The organism is Bacillus marasmi (assembly GCF_902168435.1).
Lineage (GTDB): Bacteria > Bacillota > Bacilli > Bacillales > Cytobacillaceae > Bacillus_BU > Bacillus_BU marasmi.
Genome location: NZ_LR656174.1, coordinates 103,741 through 123,990 on the forward strand (window position 1 = coordinate 103,741; position 20,250 = coordinate 123,990).

The window sequence follows — 20,250 nt, forward strand, 5'->3', positions numbered from 1 at the left end:
AGTTTGACCACGTTATAATCATTATTTCAATATAATCTTTTTATATAACAGCATCAATAACAACCAAAACAATTATAGTACAGTTTGTGTATCTTCTGGAAATGAAATCTAATTCACGATATTGTCATAAAGAAAAAAAGCATTGATAAATCAACGCTTTAAGGCATTATTAGCTATTAAAAATATCGTATGCGTGATTTTTCTCACATGCATTCTGTACCACACATTGTAAGATAAAAACATCAAAACTGTTATATACTTTCAATCAAAAGAGGTGCTCAGTAAATGGAACAAACAATCATTGCTACTCAACAAAAGGAACACTGGAGAAATTTCAACAAAGGTTCATGGATGAAGGAAGTAAATGTTCGAGATTTTATACTGAAAAACTTCAAGCCTTATGAGGGAGACGATTCTTTCTTAGCGGGTCCAACAGAAGGAACACAAAGACTATGGGACCAAGTAATGGATTTAACGATGCAAGAACGTGAAAATGGCGGCGTTTTAGACATGGACACAGAAATTGTATCAACAATTACTTCACATGGTCCAGGCTATTTAAATAAAGATTTAGAAAAAGTAGTAGGTTTCCAAACTGACAAACCATTCAAACGTTCTATGCAGCCATTTGGCGGTATCCGTATGGCAGCACAGGCTTGTGAATCTTATGGTTTTGAATTAGATAAAGAAGTTGAAAAGGTATTTACTGATTACCGTAAAACCCATAATGCTGGTGTTTTTGATGCTTATACGGATGAAATGAAAATGGCACGTAAATCAGCCATTATTACTGGTCTTCCAGATGCATATGGTCGTGGCCGTATAATTGGTGACTACCGTCGTGTAGCATTATACGGAATTGACTTCTTAATTAAAGAAAAGAAAAATGACTTAAAATCTACTTCTATGGTCATGACAGAAGACGTGATTCGTCTACGTGAAGAAATTTCAGAGCAAATTCGTGCTTTAGGTGAATTAAAGCAATTAGGTGCAGCATATGGCTTTGATCTATCTGTTCCTGCTAAAAACACAATTGAAGCCTTCCAATGGCTATACCTTTCATATTTAGCAGCTATTAAAGAGCAAAATGGTGCAGCAATGAGCCTTGGTAGAGTATCTACTTTCTTAGATATTTATATCGAAAGAGATTTAGCTGAAGGTTCATTAACTGAAGAACAGGTTCAAGAGATCGTTGACCACTTCATTATGAAGCTTCGTCTTGTAAAGTTTGCAAGAACGCCTGATTACAACGACCTATTCAGTGGTGACCCAACTTGGGTAACTGAATCAATCGGTGGTATGGCACTTGACGGTCGTCCATTAGTTACAAAGAACTCTTTCCGTTTCTTACATTCATTAGATAACCTAGGACCTGCTCCAGAGCCTAACTTAACTGTACTTTGGTCTTCTAAGTTACCTGAGAACTTTAGAAAATATTGTGCAAAAATGTCAATTAAAACAAGTTCTATTCAATATGAAAACGATGATATCATGCTACCTGAATATGGCGATGATTACGGTATTGCTTGCTGCGTATCTGCAATGGAAATCGGTAAGCAAATGCAATTCTTCGGTGCACGTGCAAACTTAGCTAAAGCTCTTCTTTATGCAATTAACGGCGGTATGGATGAAAAGCTAAAAATCCAAGTATCACCAAAGTATCAACCAATTACTTCTGAATACCTTGATTACAATGAAGTAATGGAACGCTTTGACATCGTTATGGAATGGTTAGCTGGACTATACATTAACACTCTTAACGTTATTCATTATATGCATGACAAATATAGCTACGAGCGAATTGAAATGGCACTTCACGACACAAAAATCCTTCGCACAATGGCAACTGGTATTGCAGGACTAAGTGTTGTAGCTGACTCATTAAGTGCAATTAAACATGCAAAAGTAAAAGTAATCCGTGATGAAAATGGTATTGCGGTTGATTTCGAAACTGAAGGCGACTTCCCTAAATACGGAAATAACGATGATGCTGTTGACAGCATTGCGGTTGAAATTGTTGAAACCTTTATGAAGAAATTACGTAAGCACCCAACTTACCGTGATTCAATGCATACTTTATCAGTATTAACCATTACATCCAATGTTGTATACGGTAAGAAAACAGGTAACACTCCAGACGGTCGTCGTGAAGGCGAACCATTCGCACCGGGTGCGAACCCTATGCACGGTCGTGATACAAAAGGAACACTTGCATCATTAACATCTGTTGCAAAAATTCCTTATAATTTCGCACTTGATGGAATTTCAAATACGTTCTCAATTGTACCAAAAGCTCTTGGTAAAGAAGATGGCGAACGCGTAAACAACCTAGTTTCTATCCTTGATGGTTACACACAAAAACATGGTCACCACTTAAATGTTAACGTATTTAATCGCGAAACATTAATTGATGCAATGGAACACCCAGAGCTATATCCTCAATTAACAATTCGTGTTTCAGGATATGCTGTAAACTTCATTAAATTAACAAAAGAACAACAACTAGACGTTATTAACAGAACGTTCCACGAAACTATGTAATAAATATATGCAAACTAAGAATGTAACCTTCCCTTCCTCCGAGAAGTGGAAGGTTCGTTTTTAACGGAAGGGAGAGCTCATTATGCTCGGAAACATTCATTCGATTGAAACATTTGGTACTGTCGATGGCCCAGGAATTCGATATGTTATCTTTACGCAAGGCTGCCTATTACGCTGCCAATTTTGTCATAACGCGGATACATGGGAAATAGGTGCAGGTAAACAAATGTCTGTTTCTGAAATCATGAATGATCTACGCTCCTATTTACCGTTTATACAATCTTCTGGTGGAGGGATTACCGTAAGTGGTGGCGAACCACTCTTGCAGCTCCCGTTTTTACTTGAGTTGTTTAAAGAGTGCAAAAATCAAGGCATCCACACTACCATTGATTCGTCAGGCGGCTGCTACTCCACCTCGCCAAATTTTCAGAAGCAGCTTAAAGAAGTATTGGATTACACGGATTTAGTGTTATTAGACTTGAAACACATCAATCGTAAAAAGCATATTAAATTAACCGGTATGGCGAACGATCATATATTGGAATTCGCAAAGTTTCTGTCCGATCAACAAATTCCAGTTTGGATTCGCCACGTATTAGTACCCGGAGTCACTGATGACGTTGAAGACCTACGCCAAATGGGTGAATTTATCGCAGGCTTAAGAAATGTTGCAAAAGTTGAAATTCTCCCCTACCACAAGCTTGGCGTCTATAAGTGGGAAGCACTTGGCTTAGAATATCCACTGAAAGATGTTGAGCCACCAAGTGACGAAAAAGTTGCTGAAGCTTATAAATTGCTGACAGAACAAATGGTTAAAGTTTAATGAATCGAAGTGCTTCTCGTAATGAGAAGCATTTTTTTGTACTTTTTTATTGGTATGTAAGAGTATTTATATTTTATATTATATATTTAATATCCATTTGCTAATATCTACATGTATTCACTCCCTCGTTGAAATGTTATCCATATATAAATTTTAGTTGACGAATTATTCTTTCTATATTACGCTAGATTTGTCAACCAACATTAATTTAAGTTAACCAATTGAAAACTTAATACAAAAATAAAGGAGAATTAATGTGAATAATCAACAACTTAAATTACGGGGCATGATTCTATCCGCTCTGTTTGCAGCCATTATTGGCGTCCTCGCTCAAATAACGATTCCTTTGCCATTAGTACCGATTACTGGTCAAACACTTGCCATTGGCCTTGCTGCCACGATTCTCGGCTCTAGATTGGGCACTTTATCAGTATTAGTTTATATTTTTATGGGTGCTGCCGGCGTTCCAGTCTTCGCTGAAATGAAAGCAGGTATCTCAGTATTATTTGGTCCAACTGGTGGTTACATAGTAGGCTTCATACCTGCTGCGTTTATTATGGGCTGGTATATGGAAAAAACGTCCTTCCGCTTCTTTCAAGCAATGATTGCGAACACAATCGGTATGTTGATTACACTAGCATTTGGAACAGTTTGGCTTAAATATGCTGCTAATCTCTCATGGGTTGCAGCATTTACAGGAGGCTTTGCTCCGTTTGTTATCGTTGGTCTTGTCAAAGCAGCCTTGGCATCATGGCTTGGTGTAATTGTGAGACAAAGATTAGTTTCAGCAAGATTAATTTATGCAAAACCGATAAAAGATTCTAAAACCGCATGATAAAAAGCCGATTTTCAGATAATCTGGAAATCGGCTTTTTTTGAAACCTTTTTTACATTTATCCGTATAGTAAGTAAGCAACCTTAAATATCCATTGCTCTTAAATCATTTATTCTTTATACTCAATACATCGTTAACAAAGAAGGTGAGAATCATGCTTGACTATTTATTGGACTTTACAAATACCTACGCTCTCTATTCATTATATGTCGGGCTAGCTCTCGGTCTTCTGTTAAGGCTATTTATAACATGGTCATTAAATGAGACAAAACTTGAAATACTATCCAACAAAATCAACTTCAAAACAACTACTTATGATATTAAAATCCAAAGTAAGAGCAGAGTTCTCCCAAATCACATTCTCCTTTGGATTATTAAATATATTCGAAACAAAACCGGAACAGGTGATGAATCAGAACCAACTATGATTTCCTTCCCTACTTAGATAAATAAACTTCAGGAGGAAATCATGAAATTTAATAAATCAGCGTTACTACTTTTCGTCATTGGGTTAGGTGTACTTACATTATCAGGTTGTTCACCAGCCGCTATGCAGAGCAGCGACAGTACTTTTTATCAATTATTAATAGGTCCATTTCGATCGGCAATTGTCGGTTTAGCAAACTTATTCCAAGGTAATTATGGAATTGCGATAATCTTAATTACACTCATCTTGCGACTTATCTTAATGCCGTTAATGCTCAAACAATATAAAAGCCAGCAAGCTATGAAAGAAAAAATGGAAGCACTAAAACCCGAATTAACTGAGATTCAAGCAAAAATTAAGGGCACAAAGGACCAACAGGAACAACAAAAGCTGCAACAGGAAATGTTTGGCTTATATCAAAAGCATGGAGTCAATCCGCTAGCGATGGGTTGTTTGCCAATCCTCATTCAAATGCCAATCCTAATGGGATTATATTATGCCATTAGTGGCTCAAAGGAGATTGCTAGTCACTCCTTCCTTTGGTTTAATCTCGGTACATCTGATTTATGGATAACGCTTATCGCTGGCGTGATCTATTATTTTCAATTCAAGGTATCTCAAACAAACCTACCAGTTGAACAACAACAGCAGATGAAAATAATGGGACTTATGTCGCCAATTATGATTGTGTTTATGTCCATGAATGCTCCAGCGGCACTTCCCTTGTATTGGACCGTAGGTGGATTATTCCTAATCCTCCAAACGCTCTTAGGAAGAAAATTATATCAGCAACCGGTAAGCACTAAAGAGGTTTCCATAGAGAAATAATAAAATGCCAGCCTCAATTTCGAGGCTGGCATTTTTGCTTAAGCATCTTTAAAATATTCCTTATAATATCCGCCGACTTTCCCTGAGTTGTCGACTATAAAATAAAATTCTTCTGTTTCGTTTTTAACTTCGTACGTCTTACCAACAGTTAACACTTGATTTACAACATATTTTTTTGCGTTTGTATGGACACAAATTACTTGTTTTATTGCTTCACTATCATGCCATGTAAGCTGAATCAAATTTGCCACTCCTTTTTTCTCATTCTTTACAATTATAAGGAAAAGCTCCTTCACCCCGCAACTATTTATTTGCGAATCAGCATAATCATGATTGCGCTTTGTAATTGTTTGAACATTTCTAAAATTGTCACAAATTTAATACAAATGAAATATAAATATGGGTTTTCAAATCTCTAAAAAACATTTACAATAAATTAAAACTTAATATTATTTCCTTAAAACCGAGGAGGCATGCAAGTGAAAATTATGAGTAATGAGCAATTAATCGTCTCGTATCGTGATGCATTAAAGTCGGATAAGGATCAGGATTGGATTAAAGTTTTAAAAGATGAAATTCAACGTCGTGGATTAAGACCATTCAAAAAAGGATAACAATCAACACACCGCTGTTCATGAACAGCGGTGTTTATTATTTATAAAAGCGGAGGCGGCTCGTACAGGGGCGACAGGCATAAGACGAGTCGGCTAGAAGGTCGTAGTTTGACCTTCTGGACGAATTGGCTTATGACCCCGAGCCCCTAGCTGCCGGAGCTAGACATTTGAAAGCGGTGGCGGCTCGTACAGGGGGTGGATTGAAAAAAAAACCGATAAAATCGGTTTATGGTAGATCAAAAAATGTCATATCATTCATGGATTGTGGATTCATTCTTTTTTCATTAAACTTCATACCTACAATTTCCATAGACTCCGTCTGTAGTTTTGATTCAGCGATTGATAAATAATGTTGAAATCTTTCTCCAGTCAAAAACACATCTATACCATCCTCATTAAGACACGCTAGATTTTCCTCAAAAATCGAAAAGCGATGTGAACTTTGTCTAGGTTCATGCATTATTAATACTTCCTTCCTCGCTTAATTCTTCTATATATTCATTATATACCAAATTTTCAGTAATTAAATATGTAGAATTTTCAAACTATGTGCTTGTTCATTAAAGTACGCTTCTTTGATACTTTTTTACCGTGGATAAAATAATACAAAATGATACTAGCGGCGATGATAAATGAACAAAATTGATATATATGCCCAAGACTAATATGATTCATCGCTAATCCTATCATAAAGGAACCTACACCTATCCCGAAATCAAAAATTGATAAATAAGTTGCGGTTGCTGTTCCTCGTCTTGTTGGCGCAGCATATTGTACAGCTATCGTTTGAAAACTCGGAGAAGCTGTTCCCCACCCCAATCCAATTAATGCAGCCGAGAGGATAAATAGGACTGAAGAGTTGACCATACCAAGCACGTACATACCTGATGCAAAGCATAACAGTGTCGGATAAATAATCCAGTTCTCACCTAATAGGTCAAAGATTTTCCCTGTAAAAGGTCGTGAAAGCAATAGCACAACAGCATACACAACAAAAAACAGACTCGAAACTTCCATTAATCCAAGATTATTTGCGTAAACGGACACGAAGGAAAGGATTGACGAATACACTAAGCCTAAGATGCCGCCTAATATCGAAATAGGGATTGCTGAAGTTTCAAACAAGTCCTTCCACTGGAATGTAATTAATGCTGAAGGCTTAGAAGAGGTCGGTATTCTTACCCCGGACCCCAGAAAGAAAGCTACTAACGCACCTATTACACAAATTGAAAATAAGATTGTTATACTCCATTGATTGATAGCTGTTATTCCTACAAATGGACCAATAACCATTGCTATCGTTGTTGATAACACAAAATAGCCCATCCCTTCTCCTCTTCTTGAGTTAGGGAGAAGATCGGCAACAATCGCTCCGGTCGCTGTTGTACTCATGCCAAACCCAATCCCATGAAGAAAACGTATTAATAATAATCCTGTTATGGACTCCGGTACAAAATACAACAATGTTGGTACCGCAAATATGATTAGTGAAATGAGCATTATTCTTTTTTTGCCATAACGCTCCAGCCAATATCCAGCGAACGGTCGGACAATAATTGCTGATACTAGAAATATAGTTGTTAATAAACCCGCCTCTGAATTATCACTTTGTAAATCATTGATTGCATAAACTGGTAAAGTGACCAACAATATGTAGAATGATAAAAACAGAAAAAAGTTGGCAGTTGATATAAGAACAAAATCCTTTGTCCATAATGATGTTCGATTCATATAAGTACCTCTTTTCTACATCTGGCGCAACCACAATGATATTAGTGTTGAAAGCTCCTGTCTTGATGCCTCTGGTAATGATTGAACCAGGTTTCGGTTCATCTGTGCGACAGCATGATCCCATATGGGGAACATTTCAACCGCCTTTGGAGTTAGCCGAATATATTTCTTACGTCGGTCTTCTCCGTATTCAAAAGCCACATAGCCCTGAAGAGTTAAACGCTTAATCGTACGTGTCATTGGCGGTGCTTCCACGCTTAAATAATCACAAAGCTCTTTTTGGGTCAGCGTTCCACTTTCTTTTAATACATATAGAACAGACCATTGAGCTCCATATAAACCAAAGGGCAGTAGTGCCTCATTTAATTTTTTTGTTAACTTCCTCGATAACTGATGAATTTGATGAAATAATTGCTTCTCCAAAAGAGGTTGACCTCCATTTTTATTTACCTAGGTAACTATTTATCAAAAAAAGTAACTATTTCATCGCGGAAATAGTTACTTAGGTAAGTATATGACTTTTCTTCTATTGTTGTCAAAGTATTTTTAATCAACGTTTTGTGTTAGAATTCCTTCTTGACTGGATAGGCAGTAATGCAGATATCTCGACCAATTTGTTGAATCGAGTCAAAATCCAAATTAATTGCCTCAGACATTGATTCTGCATCTAATCCTGCAAATGGCGTTTTTGAACGATGCCCTCCTAACACTTTTGGAGCGATGTAGACAATATATTTATCAATAAAATTCCCCTTTAAGAAGGCCCCATTTAATTCACTTCCGCCCTCTAATAAAATATCGGTGATGCCCTTTTCATATAATTTTTGCAAAACACATGTTAAATCAAACCCAAATTCATTCACTGAAGCAGTAATAATTTCAACGCCTAGTTCAGTCATTACTTTAACCTTTTCTTTATCTACGTTTTCACCTACAACAATCAAAGTCTTGGCTTCGTCTGTCACTTTGGTAACTTTTGCATCAAGAGGCGTCCGCAATTTCGTATCAAGAATAATCCGAATCGGACTCTTTCCCCCTTCAGGGAGTCTTGTAGTTAACTCTGGATTATCAGTTAAAATCGTACCAATTCCCACCATTATTCCGTCAACTTGGTCACGAAGACGATGTACCGTTTCACGCGCCTCGCTGCCTGTAATCCATTTTGAATGGCCGTTATAAGTCGCAAGCTTTCCATCTAAGGTCATGGCAACTTTTGAAATAATAAATGGACGTTTGAAAATCATATTATGGATGAAACGCTCGTTAAGCAGACGTGCTTCTTTTTCAAGAACCCCAACCTCGACCTCAATTCCCGCTTCCTTTAATAGCCGAATTCCTCTACCGGCAACGAGTGGGTTTGGGTCCTCCATGGCAATAACCACTCGCTTTACACCGGAATTTTTTACCAATTCCGCGCACGGAGGTGTCTTTCCGTAATGTGAGCACGGCTCCAAAGTAACGTACAGCGTTCCATCTTTTGCGTGATCACCTGCCATTCGAAACGCATGTACTTCAGCATGGGGTTCGCCAGCCTTGCGATGGAGGCCTGACCCAACTATCATTCCGTTTTTTACAATTACCGCCCCTACTAATGGATTGGGATTGGTTTTCCCCTTAGCAGATGCTGCTAGCTCGAGGGCAAGGTTCATATAATACTGATCTGTTTTCATTTCCGATAACTCCTTATAATGAATCTTTATATTATTCCTAATTTGCCTTCTTCTTAAATTTTTAACCAAATATCATTTTGCTTGATAATAAAATTGTAAACAAATTACATGAAATAATAAACCTACATTATGAGTTACTTCCTCAAAAATAATTTTGCAGAATATTTTTATAAACTATTTGACTATTACCATGTTGTATAGTAAATTTAAAAAAATAAAATAATTTTATTTCTTATCAAGAGAGGTTGAGGGTATGGCCCGGTGACACCTCAGCAACCATCAATGTTTTTTCCATTGATAAGGTGCTAAGTCCAGCAAGTTTTTTAAAACTTGAAAGATAAGAAGATGGCTCATTGACCTTACTACAATCAAGTCTTCTTCTTATAAGAAGGCTTTTTTTATTTTATTAACGAAGAGGAGTGGCGGCATGTATAAAATCGACACCTTATTAGCACAAATCGGTAACCGAAGTGAACAGACCACTGGTACCGTTAATCCCCCGGTTTATTTCTCTACAGCATATAGACATGAGGGAATTGGACAATCTACTGGATTTGATTACGTCAGAACCGGTAATCCTACTAGACAAATACTCGAGCAAGCAATTGCCGATTTAGAACATGGTGATCAAGGATATGCCTGTAGCTCTGGGATGGCAGCTATCTTAACGATTCTATCTATTTTTCAATCCGGAGATGAGTGGATAGTCTCCAAGGATTTATACGGCGGAACGTATCGTCTCCTTGAAAGAGGCTTTAAAAAATGGGGATTGACAAGTCACTATGTAAATACCACAAATCCAGAAGAACTTATTCCCTATATTACACCTAAAACGAAAGCAATCTTTATTGAAACACCGACCAATCCATTAATGGAACAAACGGATATTAGTGCTATTGCAGCGATTGCAAAAGAACATAACATCCTCTTAATTGTAGATAACACCTTTTATACTCCGCTCCTTCAAAAGCCCATCCTGCTTGGAGCAGATATCGTTATCCATAGTGCAACAAAATATTTAGGTGGCCACAATGACGTTTTAGCGGGATTAATAGTTGCAAAAGGAAAAGAGCTTTGTGAAAACATTGCCTTGTACCATAATGCAGCAGGTGCCGTGTTAAGTCCATTTGATTCCTGGCTGTTAATTCGGGGAATGAAAACACTGTCCTTAAGAATGGACCGCCATGAAAAAAATGCTAAAGAAGTTGTAAATTTCTTGGCATCACATGATGATATCATTGATGTTCTCTATCCAGGTCGTGGCGGAATGGTCTCTTTCAGAATTAAAGATGAAAAGTGGGTTAATCCATTTTTACAAAATATGAAACTCATTTCCTTTGCTGAAAGCTTAGGAGGGGTTGAAAGTTTTATTACTTATCCTTGGACTCAAACACACGCAGATATTCCAGAAGAAATTCGTCTTGAAACTGGTGTCTGTAACAGGTTATTGCGCTTCTCAGTTGGTCTTGAGGATTCAGAAGATATTGTAAATGATTTGCAACTAGCCTTAACTAATGCTAAAAAGGAGGTAGAACGATAATGAGCGAGAACTATACTTTTGAAACAAAGCTGCTTCACAATCGTCATAAGATCGATCCAACAACAGGGGCAGTTAGCGTGCCTATTCAGCATGCATCTACCTTCCATCAATTTGACGTGGATAAGTTTGGCAAATATGATTATGCACGAAGTTTAAATCCGACTCGAGAAGCATTAGAGGACATTATTGCAGAATTAGAAGGTGGCGTTAAGGGGTTTGCGTTTGCATCAGGAATGGCTGCCATTTCAACTGCCTTTCTTCTCCTTTCTCAAAATGATCACGTTGTAATTACTGAGGATGTTTACGGCGGAACTTTCCGAATGGTTACCGAGGTATTGACAAGATTAGGCATTCAGCACACATTCGTTGATATGACTGACCTTAGTAAGGTTGAAGCTGCAATTCAGCCTAACACGAAATTGTTTTATGTAGAGACTCCATCCAATCCATTATTGAAAGTAACAGATATAAAAGCTATTAGTGACTTAGCGAAAAAATGTGGAGCACTCACATTTGTCGATAACACGTTCCTAACACCAGCTATTCAAAGACCTCTTGAGTTAGGAGCAGACGTCGTTCTACATAGTGCAACGAAATTCTTATCAGGTCATAGTGATGTTGTTGCTGGACTAGCTGTTGTTAAAGATGCTGAGTTGGCGAAACGTCTAGGGTTTTTACAAAATTCATTCGGTGCGATATTAGGTGTTCAGGATGCATGGCTAGTATTACGAGGACTAAAAACCCTACATGTACGCCTTGAGCACTCAGTAAAAGCTGCCCAACAGATTGCTGAATTTTTACAGAAACAGGACTGGATTAAAAAAGTATATTATCCTGGTCTTAGTGATCATCCGCAATATGAGATTCAGAAACAGCAGGCCACTAGTGCAGGTGCCGTCCTTTCCTTTGAATTAAAAGATGAAGTGTTATTCCGTAAATTTATCGAAAATGTTAAAATTCCAGTTTTCGCCGTAAGTCTTGGTGCTGTTGAATCTATTTTATCCTATCCAGCGAAAATGTCACATGCAGCAATGCCTGAGGCAGAGCGTTTACAAAGAGGGATAAGCAATCAGTTACTAAGACTATCAGTAGGACTAGAAAATCCTGATGATCTTATTGCTGATTTTACTGCAGCGATAAATGATCCTTCAAACAAACCTTTAGAGGTGTAAATAATGAGTTTTTTATCAAAGCTTGAAAATCAAATATTAATTGGTGATGGTGCTATGGGCACATTGCTTTTCTCCTACGGGAAAGACAGTTGCCTTGAGGAATTAAATCTTTCAAATCCTGAGCAAATCCTGTCTATACACCGCGCCTACTTAAATGCAGGAGCCGATATCATTCAAACCAATACATATGCAGCTAATTATTTAAAATTGGCTAGATATGGACTTGAGGATTCAGTAAAAGAAATCAATACTGCTGCTGTCCAGATTGCTAAAAAAGCCGCCCAAGGTAAATCCTATGTTCTCGGAACCATCGGTGGAAATCGTGGCATCAAACCAAAAAGCATCAATCTTGAAGAAATAAAGACAGGGTTTCATGAACAACTATTCTCCCTTCTTGTTGAGGGTGTCGACGGAATTATTTTAGAAACTTATTACGATTTAGAGGAAATGGAAGCTGTTTTGGCCATTGCTCGACGTGAAACTGAACTTCCAATTGTCGCACAGCTTTCGATGCAGGAGGTTGGATTTATGCAAGACCATACTCCGATTTCCGAAGCGCTAAGCCGACTCGAACACCTGGGAGCAGATATTGTGGGCCTCAATTGCCGACTTGGCCCACATCATATGATAAAAGCATTAGAGCAGGTTCCACTACCTAAGCATTCTTATTTATCAGCGTATCCAAATGCCAGCATCCCGACCTTCACTGATGGACAATTCCACTATGAAGGAAATGCTGAGTATTTTCGGAAATCAGCTATGGCGTTTCGGGATCAGGGTGTACGTTTGCTTGGAGGCTGCTGTGGCACAACTCCAGAACATATCCGCGCATTTGCAGAAGAACTGCGGAATGTTCCACCAATTACAGAAAAAGAACTAAAACAAGAGACTCCAAAAATTATCGTTGAAACGATTAAGGCTAAACGTGATGTGCCGCCTTTACATGATATTGTCAAGGAACGTCCTTCCATTCTGGTTGAATTGGATCCTCCTAGGAAACTGGATACAACAAAGTTCTTCGCTGGCGCCAAAGCTCTAAAAGAGGTTGGTATCGATGCAATCACTCTTGCTGATAATTCTTTGGCATCACCGAGAATTTCGAATTCAGCAATTGGTCATCTTGTCAAAACTGAAATCGGGCTCAGACCTCTTATTCATATAACTTGCCGCGATCGTAATATTATTGGCTTGCAATCTCATTTAATGGGACTTGCCACACTTGGATTAAACGATGTTTTAGCGATAACCGGTGACCCAGCTAGGGTTGGTGATTTCCCTGGCGCATCGTCTGTTTATGATGTATCGTCCTTTGAATTAATTTCAATGATAAAGCAATTAAACGAAGGCTTATCCGTTTCAGGAAAAGAGCTTGGTCAAAAAACCTCGTTCTCTGTTGCGTCGGCCTTTAACCCTAATGTTCGTTCTTTAGAAAAAGCAGTTGTTCGAATGGAGAAAAAAATGGCTCATGGAGCAGATTATTTTATTACTCAACCTGTTTTTTCTGAAGAAAAACTAATTCAGGTATATGAAGCTACTCGTCATATAAATGCACCTATTTATATTGGATTAATGCCGTTAACAAGTTATAAAAATATGGAGTTTTTACATCACGAGGTTCCAGGCATAAAAATTTCTGATAGTATTCGGGAATCAATATCGAAATTTAAGGACGACCCTGTCCAAGCTGCTCAGGAAGGTTTAGTGATTACAAAATCTTTAATTGATACAGCATTAGAGCTTTTCAATGGCATCTATCTTATCACTCCATTTCTTCGCTACGAATTAACTGTCGAATTAGCAGACTATACCAATAAGCGCATTGCAAACTTAGCTAGGGGGAAGAAAAATGTCCAAAGCATCATTCAATGAAGAATTAAAGAAACGCATCCTAATTATGGACGGCGCGATGGGAACGATGCTGCAGCAAGAAAATTTGACAGCAGATGATTTTGGTGGCGAAGAATTTGAAGGCTGTAACGAAAATTTAAACCTAACCCGTCCTGATGTAATCGAGAGGATTCATGTGGATTATTTACGTGCTGGTGCAGATATTATTGAAACAAATACATTTGGTGCAACCAGCATTGTACTTGATGAGTATCAGCTTGGGTCAAAGGCATATGAAATAAACAAAAAAGCGGCACAAATTGCCAGAGCAGCAGTCGATTCCGTATCGACTCCAGAAAAGCCTCGATTTGTTGCTGGCTCTATGGGTCCGACGACAAAAACGTTAAGCGTAACAGGCGGCACCACCTTCTCTACCCTTGCAGAGTCTTATGAGGAACAAGCAATTGGCTTAATTGATGGTGATGTTGATTTACTATTACTTGAGACCAGTCAAGACCTGTTAAATGTAAAAGCTGGCTTTGTTGGCATTGAACGTGCATTTGAAAAAACAGGTAAGAAATTACCTCTCCTTATTTCGGGTACAATTGAACCAATGGGAACTACGCTCGCTGGACAATCCATCGATGCATTTTATATATCAGTACAACATATGAATCCTGTAGCTGTTGGACTTAACTGTGCAACTGGTCCCGAATTTATGCAGGACCATATTCGTTCATTAGCTAACCTATCATCAACGTCAGTCATTTGTTATCCAAACGCTGGTTTACCTGATGAAGAAGGTCATTATCATGAAACACCTGAAATATTGGCTAAAAAGCTTGCAGGTTTTGCCCAGGAAGGCTGGTTAAACATTGTTGGTGGTTGCTGTGGAACAACACCTGCCCACATCAAGGCAATTTCTGAAGCGATGGAAGATTTTCAGCCACGACAAGCTCAAGAAAATAGTACTCATATGGTATCTGGTATTGAACCATTTATTTATGACGATCCAACCTTACGTCCAATTATGGTTGGAGAACGGACGAATGTCATTGGCTCACGAAAGTTTAAGCGCCTAATAAGCGAAGGTAAAATTGAAGAAGCTGCTGAAATCGCTAGAGCTCAAGTAAAAGGTGGTGCTCATGTCATTGACCTCTGTTTGGCTGACCCAGACCGCGACGAATTAGAGGATATGGAAAATTTCATTAAAGAAGTTGTCAAAAAAGTCAAGGTCCCTCTTGTCATTGACTCTACTGATGAAGCTGTTATAGAGAAAGCCTTAACCTATTCACAAGGAAAAGCAATTATTAACTCTATCAATCTTGAGGATGGCGAAGAGAGACTTGCTGCCATTACTCCGCTAATTCATCGATTTGGTGCTGCAGTCGTAGTAGGAACGATTGATGAAGAAGGCATGGGTGTAACGGCTGAACGAAAGCTTGAAATAGCAAAACGCTCGTATGATTTACTTGTAAATAAATATAAACTCCAACCGCAGGATATTATCTTTGATCCACTTGTCTTCCCTGTTGGTACTGGAGATGAGCAATATATTGGATCTGCTAAAGCAACAGTAGAGGGAATTAAAAAAATTAAAGAAGCCTTCCCAAAATCTCAAACAATTCTTGGAATAAGTAATGTCTCATTTGGGCTACCAGCAGTTGGAAGGGAAATATTAAACTCGGTATTCCTTTACCACTGTACTCAAGCAGGCTTGGATTATGCAATTGTTAATACCGAAAAGCTAGAGAGATTTGCGTCAATTTCTAAAGAAGAAGTTGAACTTGCTGAAAAGCTATTATTTGAAACAACTGAGGAAACACTCGCAACCTTCACAGATTTTTATCGTGATAAAAAGAAAGAAGTAAAACAGACCGTACCAAACATGACTCTTGCTGAAAGATTAGCTTATTACATCGTTGAAGGTACAAAAGAAGGACTATTGCCAGATTTAGAGGAAGCCTTGTCAAGCTACCCTGCTCCACTTGATATCATCAATGGTCCATTAATGGATGGGATGAAGGAAGTTGGTCGCCTCTTTAATGATAACCAATTAATCGTAGCTGAAGTGTTGCAAAGTGCTGAAGTGATGAAAACAGCAGTTGCCTTCCTTGAACCTTATATGGAAAAAGACAACACAACGGCTGCAAAAGGGAAAATTATTTTAGCGACGGTAAAAGGCGATGTTCATGATATCGGTAAGAACCTAGTCGATATTATTTTGAGCAATAACGGCTATGAAGTGATTGACCTTGGAATTAAGGTTGCACCTGCAGATCTTGTTGCCGCAATAAAAAGGGAACAGCCTGATATGGTCGGTCTTTCTGGATTATTAGTTAAATCTGCCCAGCAAATGGTCTTAACAGCTCATGATATGAAGCAGGCAGGTATTGATATTCCAATTTTAGTTGGTGGCGCAGCATTATCACGGAAGTTCACTGATACAAAAATTTCAAACGAATACGATGGAATTGTCTTATATGCTAAAGATGCAATGAATGGATTAGATCTTGCTAATCAATTGCAAAACGCTGAAGCTCATGAAAAACTTGTCCTCGAGCGAGATACGAAACGCCAGCAACTTGCACAACAAGCAGCCACATTTAACAGTGCAGCAAGCAATGTTGCGACCGCAGTTAAGGTCGTTCCTACGGTTCGTACAGATGTTCCAGTTTTTGTTCCAATGGACACAGACCGTCATATTGTTAAAAGCTATACGCTGGCCCATGTTGAACCATACATTAACAAACAAATGCTAATTGGTCATCATCTTGGTGTTAAAGGAAATGTGGAAAAGCTTCTCGCTAGCGGTGATGAGAAGGCAATCAAAATTAATGATATGGTGAATAAGTTAATTCAAGACGCTAAAACCAATAACTGGATTCAACCACAGGCAGTCTACCAGTTCTTCCCTGCTCAAAGCGATGGAAATAAAGTGATAGTTTATGACCCGAAAGAACCGAAAAAAGTAATACAAGTGTTTGATTTCCCTCGCCAAAACGACGGGGCTCAGCTTTGTTTGAGTGATTATATTAAATCGGTTGATAGCGGTTTGACCGATTACGTTGGATTCTTTACAGTTACGGCAGGTCCTGGTGTACGAGAGATTGCCGAAATGCTTAAAGAAGAAGGAAGATTCCTGGAAAATCATGCACTTCAGGCACTAGCTTTAGAAACTGCAGAAGGCTTAGCCGAACTCATTCATCGTCAAATGCGCGATCGTTGGGGCTTCCCAGATCCTGTCGATTTTACAATGAAGGATCGTTTTGCTGCCAAGTATCAAGGTCAACGCTTCTCGTTTGGATATCCGGCATGTCCTGAACTCGAGGATCAAACAAAACTCTTTGACCTAATTCATCCTGAGGATATTGGAGTAAAACTAACTGAAGGCTTTATGATGGAGCCTGAGGCGTCTGTTTCAGCGATGGTATTCGCTCATCCAGATGCACGTTATTTTACTGTGTTAAGAAATGATTAATTAATTAAGCACCCGTTTCGGTGGAAGCATGAGTAAAACGGTATTTTTTGCAGAAAATACTTTTGACCCGTCAATTCACCAAAGGAGTGTTGGTTGATGAAAAATAACATGTCAAAGGATTCATCAAAAGTAGCCGGAAGGAATTATGATGTTTCGGATTATCAAAAAACGGATCAGCTATCTAAAGGTTTGGCAACTACCCACGAACAAGTTAGCGATACGTATATAGAGGGTGAAATCAAACCTAAAATTGATCATGTTAATGAAAGAACTTTTGAAATTCCGAATAATTGATATGAAAAATAAAAACTCGCCTGTGGCGAGTTTTTATTTTTTGGCTTCATCTTCCGTATATGGCTCTTTTTCATAACCTGGTAAATCTCCGAATGGTGTCATAATCCCCTCTTCATCCAATTCCTGTTCATATTTCTCATGCTGTGCGTTAGGATACACGGTCACATTATTACCATACATGTCATTCCCAATAAAATTCTCAAAATCCTCCACATAGCCAATTCTTTCCTCAGGCTCATTATACGTATCGCTATAATGATCAGTAGGATAAGCAAAATCGGATGGCGTCTCAGAAGTACCCCATTGTGCTACCTCCTGCCATGAATCCTCGGCATCATAAGCCACCGACTCATCCTTCCCATCAAAATCGAATTTGCCAAATGGAGGCATTAGGACTCCTTCCTCGACAGGTCGATTATGGGAAGTATAACTGTCAGGACTATGTTTTTTACAATAAGTGGTCGTTGGAAGTGCCTCTAGTCGCTCAATCGGAATGTCACACCCACAAACTTGGCATTTACCGTATATTCCTTGATCTATTGCTTGTAATGCACTGTCAATATTTTTCAAATGAAACTCCTCGTGTTCATGTAAGGCAATATCCTTTTCACGTTCATATAAATCGGTACCCTCGTCTGCGGGGTGATTATCAATACTTGAAAGTTCTCCCATTGATTCATGATAATGCCCTTGCTTTAATCCAAAATGATCATTTGTCTCAAATTGTTGGATGATGTTTTTCCTTTCCTCAGTTAGAACCTTTCGAAATTTATCTAATTGCTTTTCTGTAAGCATAGTTGGACTCCTTTCAAAACTTTTCTAGCAAGAATAAGCAGGATTAGTGGTCCATCTTTCGAATCCTTATCACTTTATTTATTTAGTTTTCCAAAGACTTCTCCTTTCATTCTTAGGAAAATGAATGTCTTAACGGGGAAGAATAAATATATCGTTTATTTAAAAAGATAATTACGAGGAGAAAATTATTTAATGGAGGTAATAAAGTGGTCAATCAAGACTTTGCAAAATTTAATTCCATTCAAAAGAAACACCAGAGTGCTTACGTTAGTAATGAATCACTAGATAATAGTGGTAGCATGAATAAAAATGACTATAATACACAAGCAAATACCGATAAATCAATCGGCGCTACAGGGAGACTGTCTTCGCAGAAAAAATAAAACCAGGGCTATCCCCTGGTTTTATTGGTTTTGAAGCTTAAATACCGCTTCGAGCTTTGCTGCGATTTGATTTACAGCATCGTCTTCATCATCGGAATTGATATGAAGGAACTCACCTTCATATTCGAGCTGCTTGTGTTCGTAGCGTGGATCGTAGTAGTAAAGGAGCAACAGTCTTATAAATTCATGGTAATCCCGTTGCAGAAGTGCTTCATTCACAGCCATTTTAATCGTATCGTCTTTAATCCGTTTTTGAATTCTCTCAAATTTTTCCTTCACCTGTGGATAAAACCATTCTTGGGTGTAAAAAGGCTCAACATATTCATCATAGATTCGCTTAACTCTTATTTCCAAGGATGCTTCAATTATGAAGTGTATTCCGCCTTTTTTTGTAACCAATAGTTCTTCAGGCTGCGTAACTTTCCCAATTCGTTTACTTTCCGCCTCGACGATAACATAGGGTGCATCCTGAAGTTGCATAAGGCGTGTAAATAATAAAGCGTCAAAAGTTTTTTGATTATTCCCGTCAGTTTCCGGGCCCATAGCCCCAAATATGGAGCCCTTATGAGCTGCTGCACCTTCTAGGTCAAGAACTGGATAGCCTTTATCTGTTAATTTTTTTAATATATCCGTTTTACCTACACCAGTCATTCCATGAAGCACAACCGTTTGATTTGGAATCATTCTTGGAATTTGTTCTAATATATATTCCCGATACGCTCGATAGCCACCAGTGATACGATGAACTGGAAAACCGGCAAAATCTAAAAATGTAGCCAATGATTGACTGCGCATTCCACCACGCCAACAGAAAAGAACAGGTTGTCTACCTGCATCAGCCAAATCCTTGATATGTGCTAACAATACCGGAAGCTTTGGTGCGACTATTTCCATCGCCCGCCATTTTGCTTCTTCCTGTCCTACCTGCTTATATATAGTCCCGACTTCCTTCCGTTCATCATCATTAAATAATGCGATGTTAACAGCATTTGGGATAGTCGATTCTTTAAATTCTTCAGGGGAACGAACGTCAATGGGGATGGCTTTATCCATTGTTAAAAATTGGTCAATCGTAATATCATTCACGGAAATACCCCCAACTAGAAAAGCGGAAGCGCCTTGCCCAGCGACGTATGACTGGAGCATCCCGACTGAGATAAAGAAAACACGTTGAACCCTTTAGGGTGAATCGATGTTGACTTATTGTAAGGAGGGATGTGAAGTCCACTAGACGCTAGGCGCTGAAGCTAGACACTCATCTAAATTCTAAAAACTCAACTTTCTTATTA

19 protein-coding genes and 1 riboswitch are annotated in these 20,250 nt (G+C 38.5%); of the genes, 12 read left to right on the forward strand and 7 right to left on the reverse strand.

Annotated features, from left to right (window positions below):
* Positions 1–285: 285 nt before the first annotated feature.
* From pflB to yidC, 5 genes are all read left to right on the forward strand, one after another.
* Positions 286–2,541 (forward strand): formate C-acetyltransferase, encoded by a 2,256-nt coding sequence (pflB, locus tag FXW34_RS15215; RefSeq protein ID WP_147534859.1) that lies wholly within the window; start codon positions 286–288, stop codon positions 2,539–2,541.
* A gap of 82 nt (positions 2,542–2,623) precedes the next feature.
* Positions 2,624–3,364 carry a pyruvate formate-lyase-activating protein gene (gene pflA, locus FXW34_RS15220; RefSeq protein WP_147534860.1) on the forward strand — a complete coding sequence of 247 codons (741 nt, stop codon included), beginning with the start codon at positions 2,624–2,626 and terminating at the stop codon, positions 3,362–3,364.
* 256 nt (positions 3,365–3,620) lie between these two features.
* Positions 3,621–4,199 (forward strand): biotin transporter BioY, encoded by a 579-nt coding sequence (locus tag FXW34_RS15225; RefSeq protein WP_147534861.1) that lies wholly within the window; start codon positions 3,621–3,623, stop codon positions 4,197–4,199.
* A 154-nt stretch (positions 4,200–4,353) separates the two neighbouring features.
* On the forward strand, positions 4,354–4,644 hold the full coding sequence (locus tag FXW34_RS15230) for a hypothetical protein (RefSeq protein WP_147534862.1): 291 nt from the start codon (positions 4,354–4,356) through the stop codon (positions 4,642–4,644).
* Between the two features lie 24 nt (positions 4,645–4,668).
* Positions 4,669–5,454: a membrane protein insertase YidC gene (gene yidC, locus FXW34_RS15235; RefSeq protein ID WP_147534863.1), complete on the forward strand. Its 786-nt coding sequence runs from the start codon at positions 4,669–4,671 to the stop codon at positions 5,452–5,454.
* Positions 5,455–5,492: 38 nt separating this feature from the next.
* Here the strand turns inward: yidC and FXW34_RS15240 are convergent, their stop codons facing one another.
* On the reverse strand, positions 5,493–5,696 hold the full coding sequence (locus FXW34_RS15240; protein WP_147534864.1) for a DUF6501 family protein: 204 nt from the start codon (positions 5,694–5,696) through the stop codon (positions 5,493–5,495).
* Between the two features lie 246 nt (positions 5,697–5,942).
* On the opposite strand from FXW34_RS15240, the gene sda reads away from it, so the two are divergent.
* Entirely contained in the window at positions 5,943–6,068 is a 126-nt protein-coding gene (gene sda / locus FXW34_RS15245; RefSeq protein WP_425457441.1) for a sporulation histidine kinase inhibitor Sda, read from the forward strand.
* Positions 6,069–6,294: 226 nt separating this feature from the next.
* On the opposite strand, the gene FXW34_RS15250 is transcribed toward sda, so the two are convergent.
* The 4 genes from FXW34_RS15250 to ribD all read right to left on the reverse strand — a co-directional run bounded on the left by FXW34_RS15250 (position 6,295) and on the right by ribD (position 9,469).
* Complete coding sequence (locus tag FXW34_RS15250; RefSeq protein WP_147534866.1) at positions 6,295–6,528, reverse strand: hypothetical protein; 234 nt, start codon at positions 6,526–6,528, stop codon at positions 6,295–6,297.
* 80 nt (positions 6,529–6,608) lie between these two features.
* Positions 6,609–7,799, reverse strand: coding sequence for an MFS transporter (locus FXW34_RS15255; protein ID WP_147534867.1), 1,191 nt, complete (start codon positions 7,797–7,799; stop codon positions 6,609–6,611).
* A 15-nt stretch (positions 7,800–7,814) separates the two neighbouring features.
* On the reverse strand, positions 7,815–8,222 hold the full coding sequence (locus FXW34_RS15260; RefSeq protein ID WP_147534868.1) for a MarR family winged helix-turn-helix transcriptional regulator: 408 nt from the start codon (positions 8,220–8,222) through the stop codon (positions 7,815–7,817).
* A 140-nt stretch (positions 8,223–8,362) separates the two neighbouring features.
* Complete coding sequence (gene ribD, locus FXW34_RS15265; RefSeq protein ID WP_147534869.1) at positions 8,363–9,469, reverse strand: bifunctional diaminohydroxyphosphoribosylaminopyrimidine deaminase/5-amino-6-(5-phosphoribosylamino)uracil reductase RibD; 1,107 nt, start codon at positions 9,467–9,469, stop codon at positions 8,363–8,365.
* A 229-nt stretch (positions 9,470–9,698) separates the two neighbouring features.
* A riboswitch (SAM riboswitch) is annotated at positions 9,699–9,813 on the forward strand.
* Positions 9,814–9,896: 83 nt separating this feature from the next.
* Here ribD and FXW34_RS15270 point away from each other — a divergent pair.
* The 5 genes from FXW34_RS15270 to FXW34_RS15290 all read left to right on the forward strand — a co-directional run bounded on the left by FXW34_RS15270 (position 9,897) and on the right by FXW34_RS15290 (position 17,783).
* Positions 9,897–11,009, forward strand: a complete 1,113-nt coding sequence (locus FXW34_RS15270; protein WP_147534870.1) for a methionine biosynthesis PLP-dependent protein — start codon at positions 9,897–9,899, stop codon at positions 11,007–11,009.
* A complete protein-coding gene (gene metC / locus FXW34_RS15275; RefSeq protein ID WP_147534871.1) occupies positions 11,009–12,181 on the forward strand; it encodes a cystathionine beta-lyase in 1,173 nt (390 codons plus the stop codon). The genes FXW34_RS15270 and metC overlap by 1 nt, the downstream gene beginning before the upstream one ends.
* 3 nt (positions 12,182–12,184) lie before the next feature.
* Positions 12,185–14,050 carry a bifunctional homocysteine S-methyltransferase/methylenetetrahydrofolate reductase gene (locus FXW34_RS15280; RefSeq protein ID WP_147534872.1) on the forward strand — a complete coding sequence of 622 codons (1,866 nt, stop codon included), beginning with the start codon at positions 12,185–12,187 and terminating at the stop codon, positions 14,048–14,050.
* A complete protein-coding gene (gene metH, locus FXW34_RS15285; protein WP_147534873.1) occupies positions 14,028–17,489 on the forward strand; it encodes a methionine synthase in 3,462 nt (1,153 codons plus the stop codon). Before FXW34_RS15280 ends, metH begins: the two co-directional genes overlap by 23 nt.
* Before the next feature lie 96 nt (positions 17,490–17,585).
* Entirely contained in the window at positions 17,586–17,783 is a 198-nt protein-coding gene (locus tag FXW34_RS15290) for a YozQ family protein (RefSeq protein ID WP_147534874.1), read from the forward strand.
* A 33-nt stretch (positions 17,784–17,816) separates the two neighbouring features.
* Here FXW34_RS15290 and FXW34_RS15295 read toward each other — a convergent pair whose 3' ends face one another.
* Positions 17,817–18,578 (reverse strand): TraR/DksA C4-type zinc finger protein, encoded by a 762-nt coding sequence (locus tag FXW34_RS15295; RefSeq protein WP_147534875.1) that lies wholly within the window; start codon positions 18,576–18,578, stop codon positions 17,817–17,819.
* 206 nt (positions 18,579–18,784) lie between these two features.
* Here FXW34_RS15295 and FXW34_RS23005 point away from each other — a divergent pair, with 206 nt between their 5' ends.
* Positions 18,785–18,961 carry a hypothetical protein gene (locus tag FXW34_RS23005; protein ID WP_187118979.1) on the forward strand — a complete coding sequence of 59 codons (177 nt, stop codon included), beginning with the start codon at positions 18,785–18,787 and terminating at the stop codon, positions 18,959–18,961.
* A gap of 21 nt (positions 18,962–18,982) precedes the next feature.
* Here FXW34_RS23005 and mnmH read toward each other — a convergent pair whose 3' ends face one another.
* Positions 18,983–20,047: a tRNA 2-selenouridine(34) synthase MnmH gene (gene mnmH / locus FXW34_RS15300; protein ID WP_147534876.1), complete on the reverse strand. Its 1,065-nt coding sequence runs from the start codon at positions 20,045–20,047 to the stop codon at positions 18,983–18,985.
* Positions 20,048–20,250: the final 203 nt, after the last annotated feature.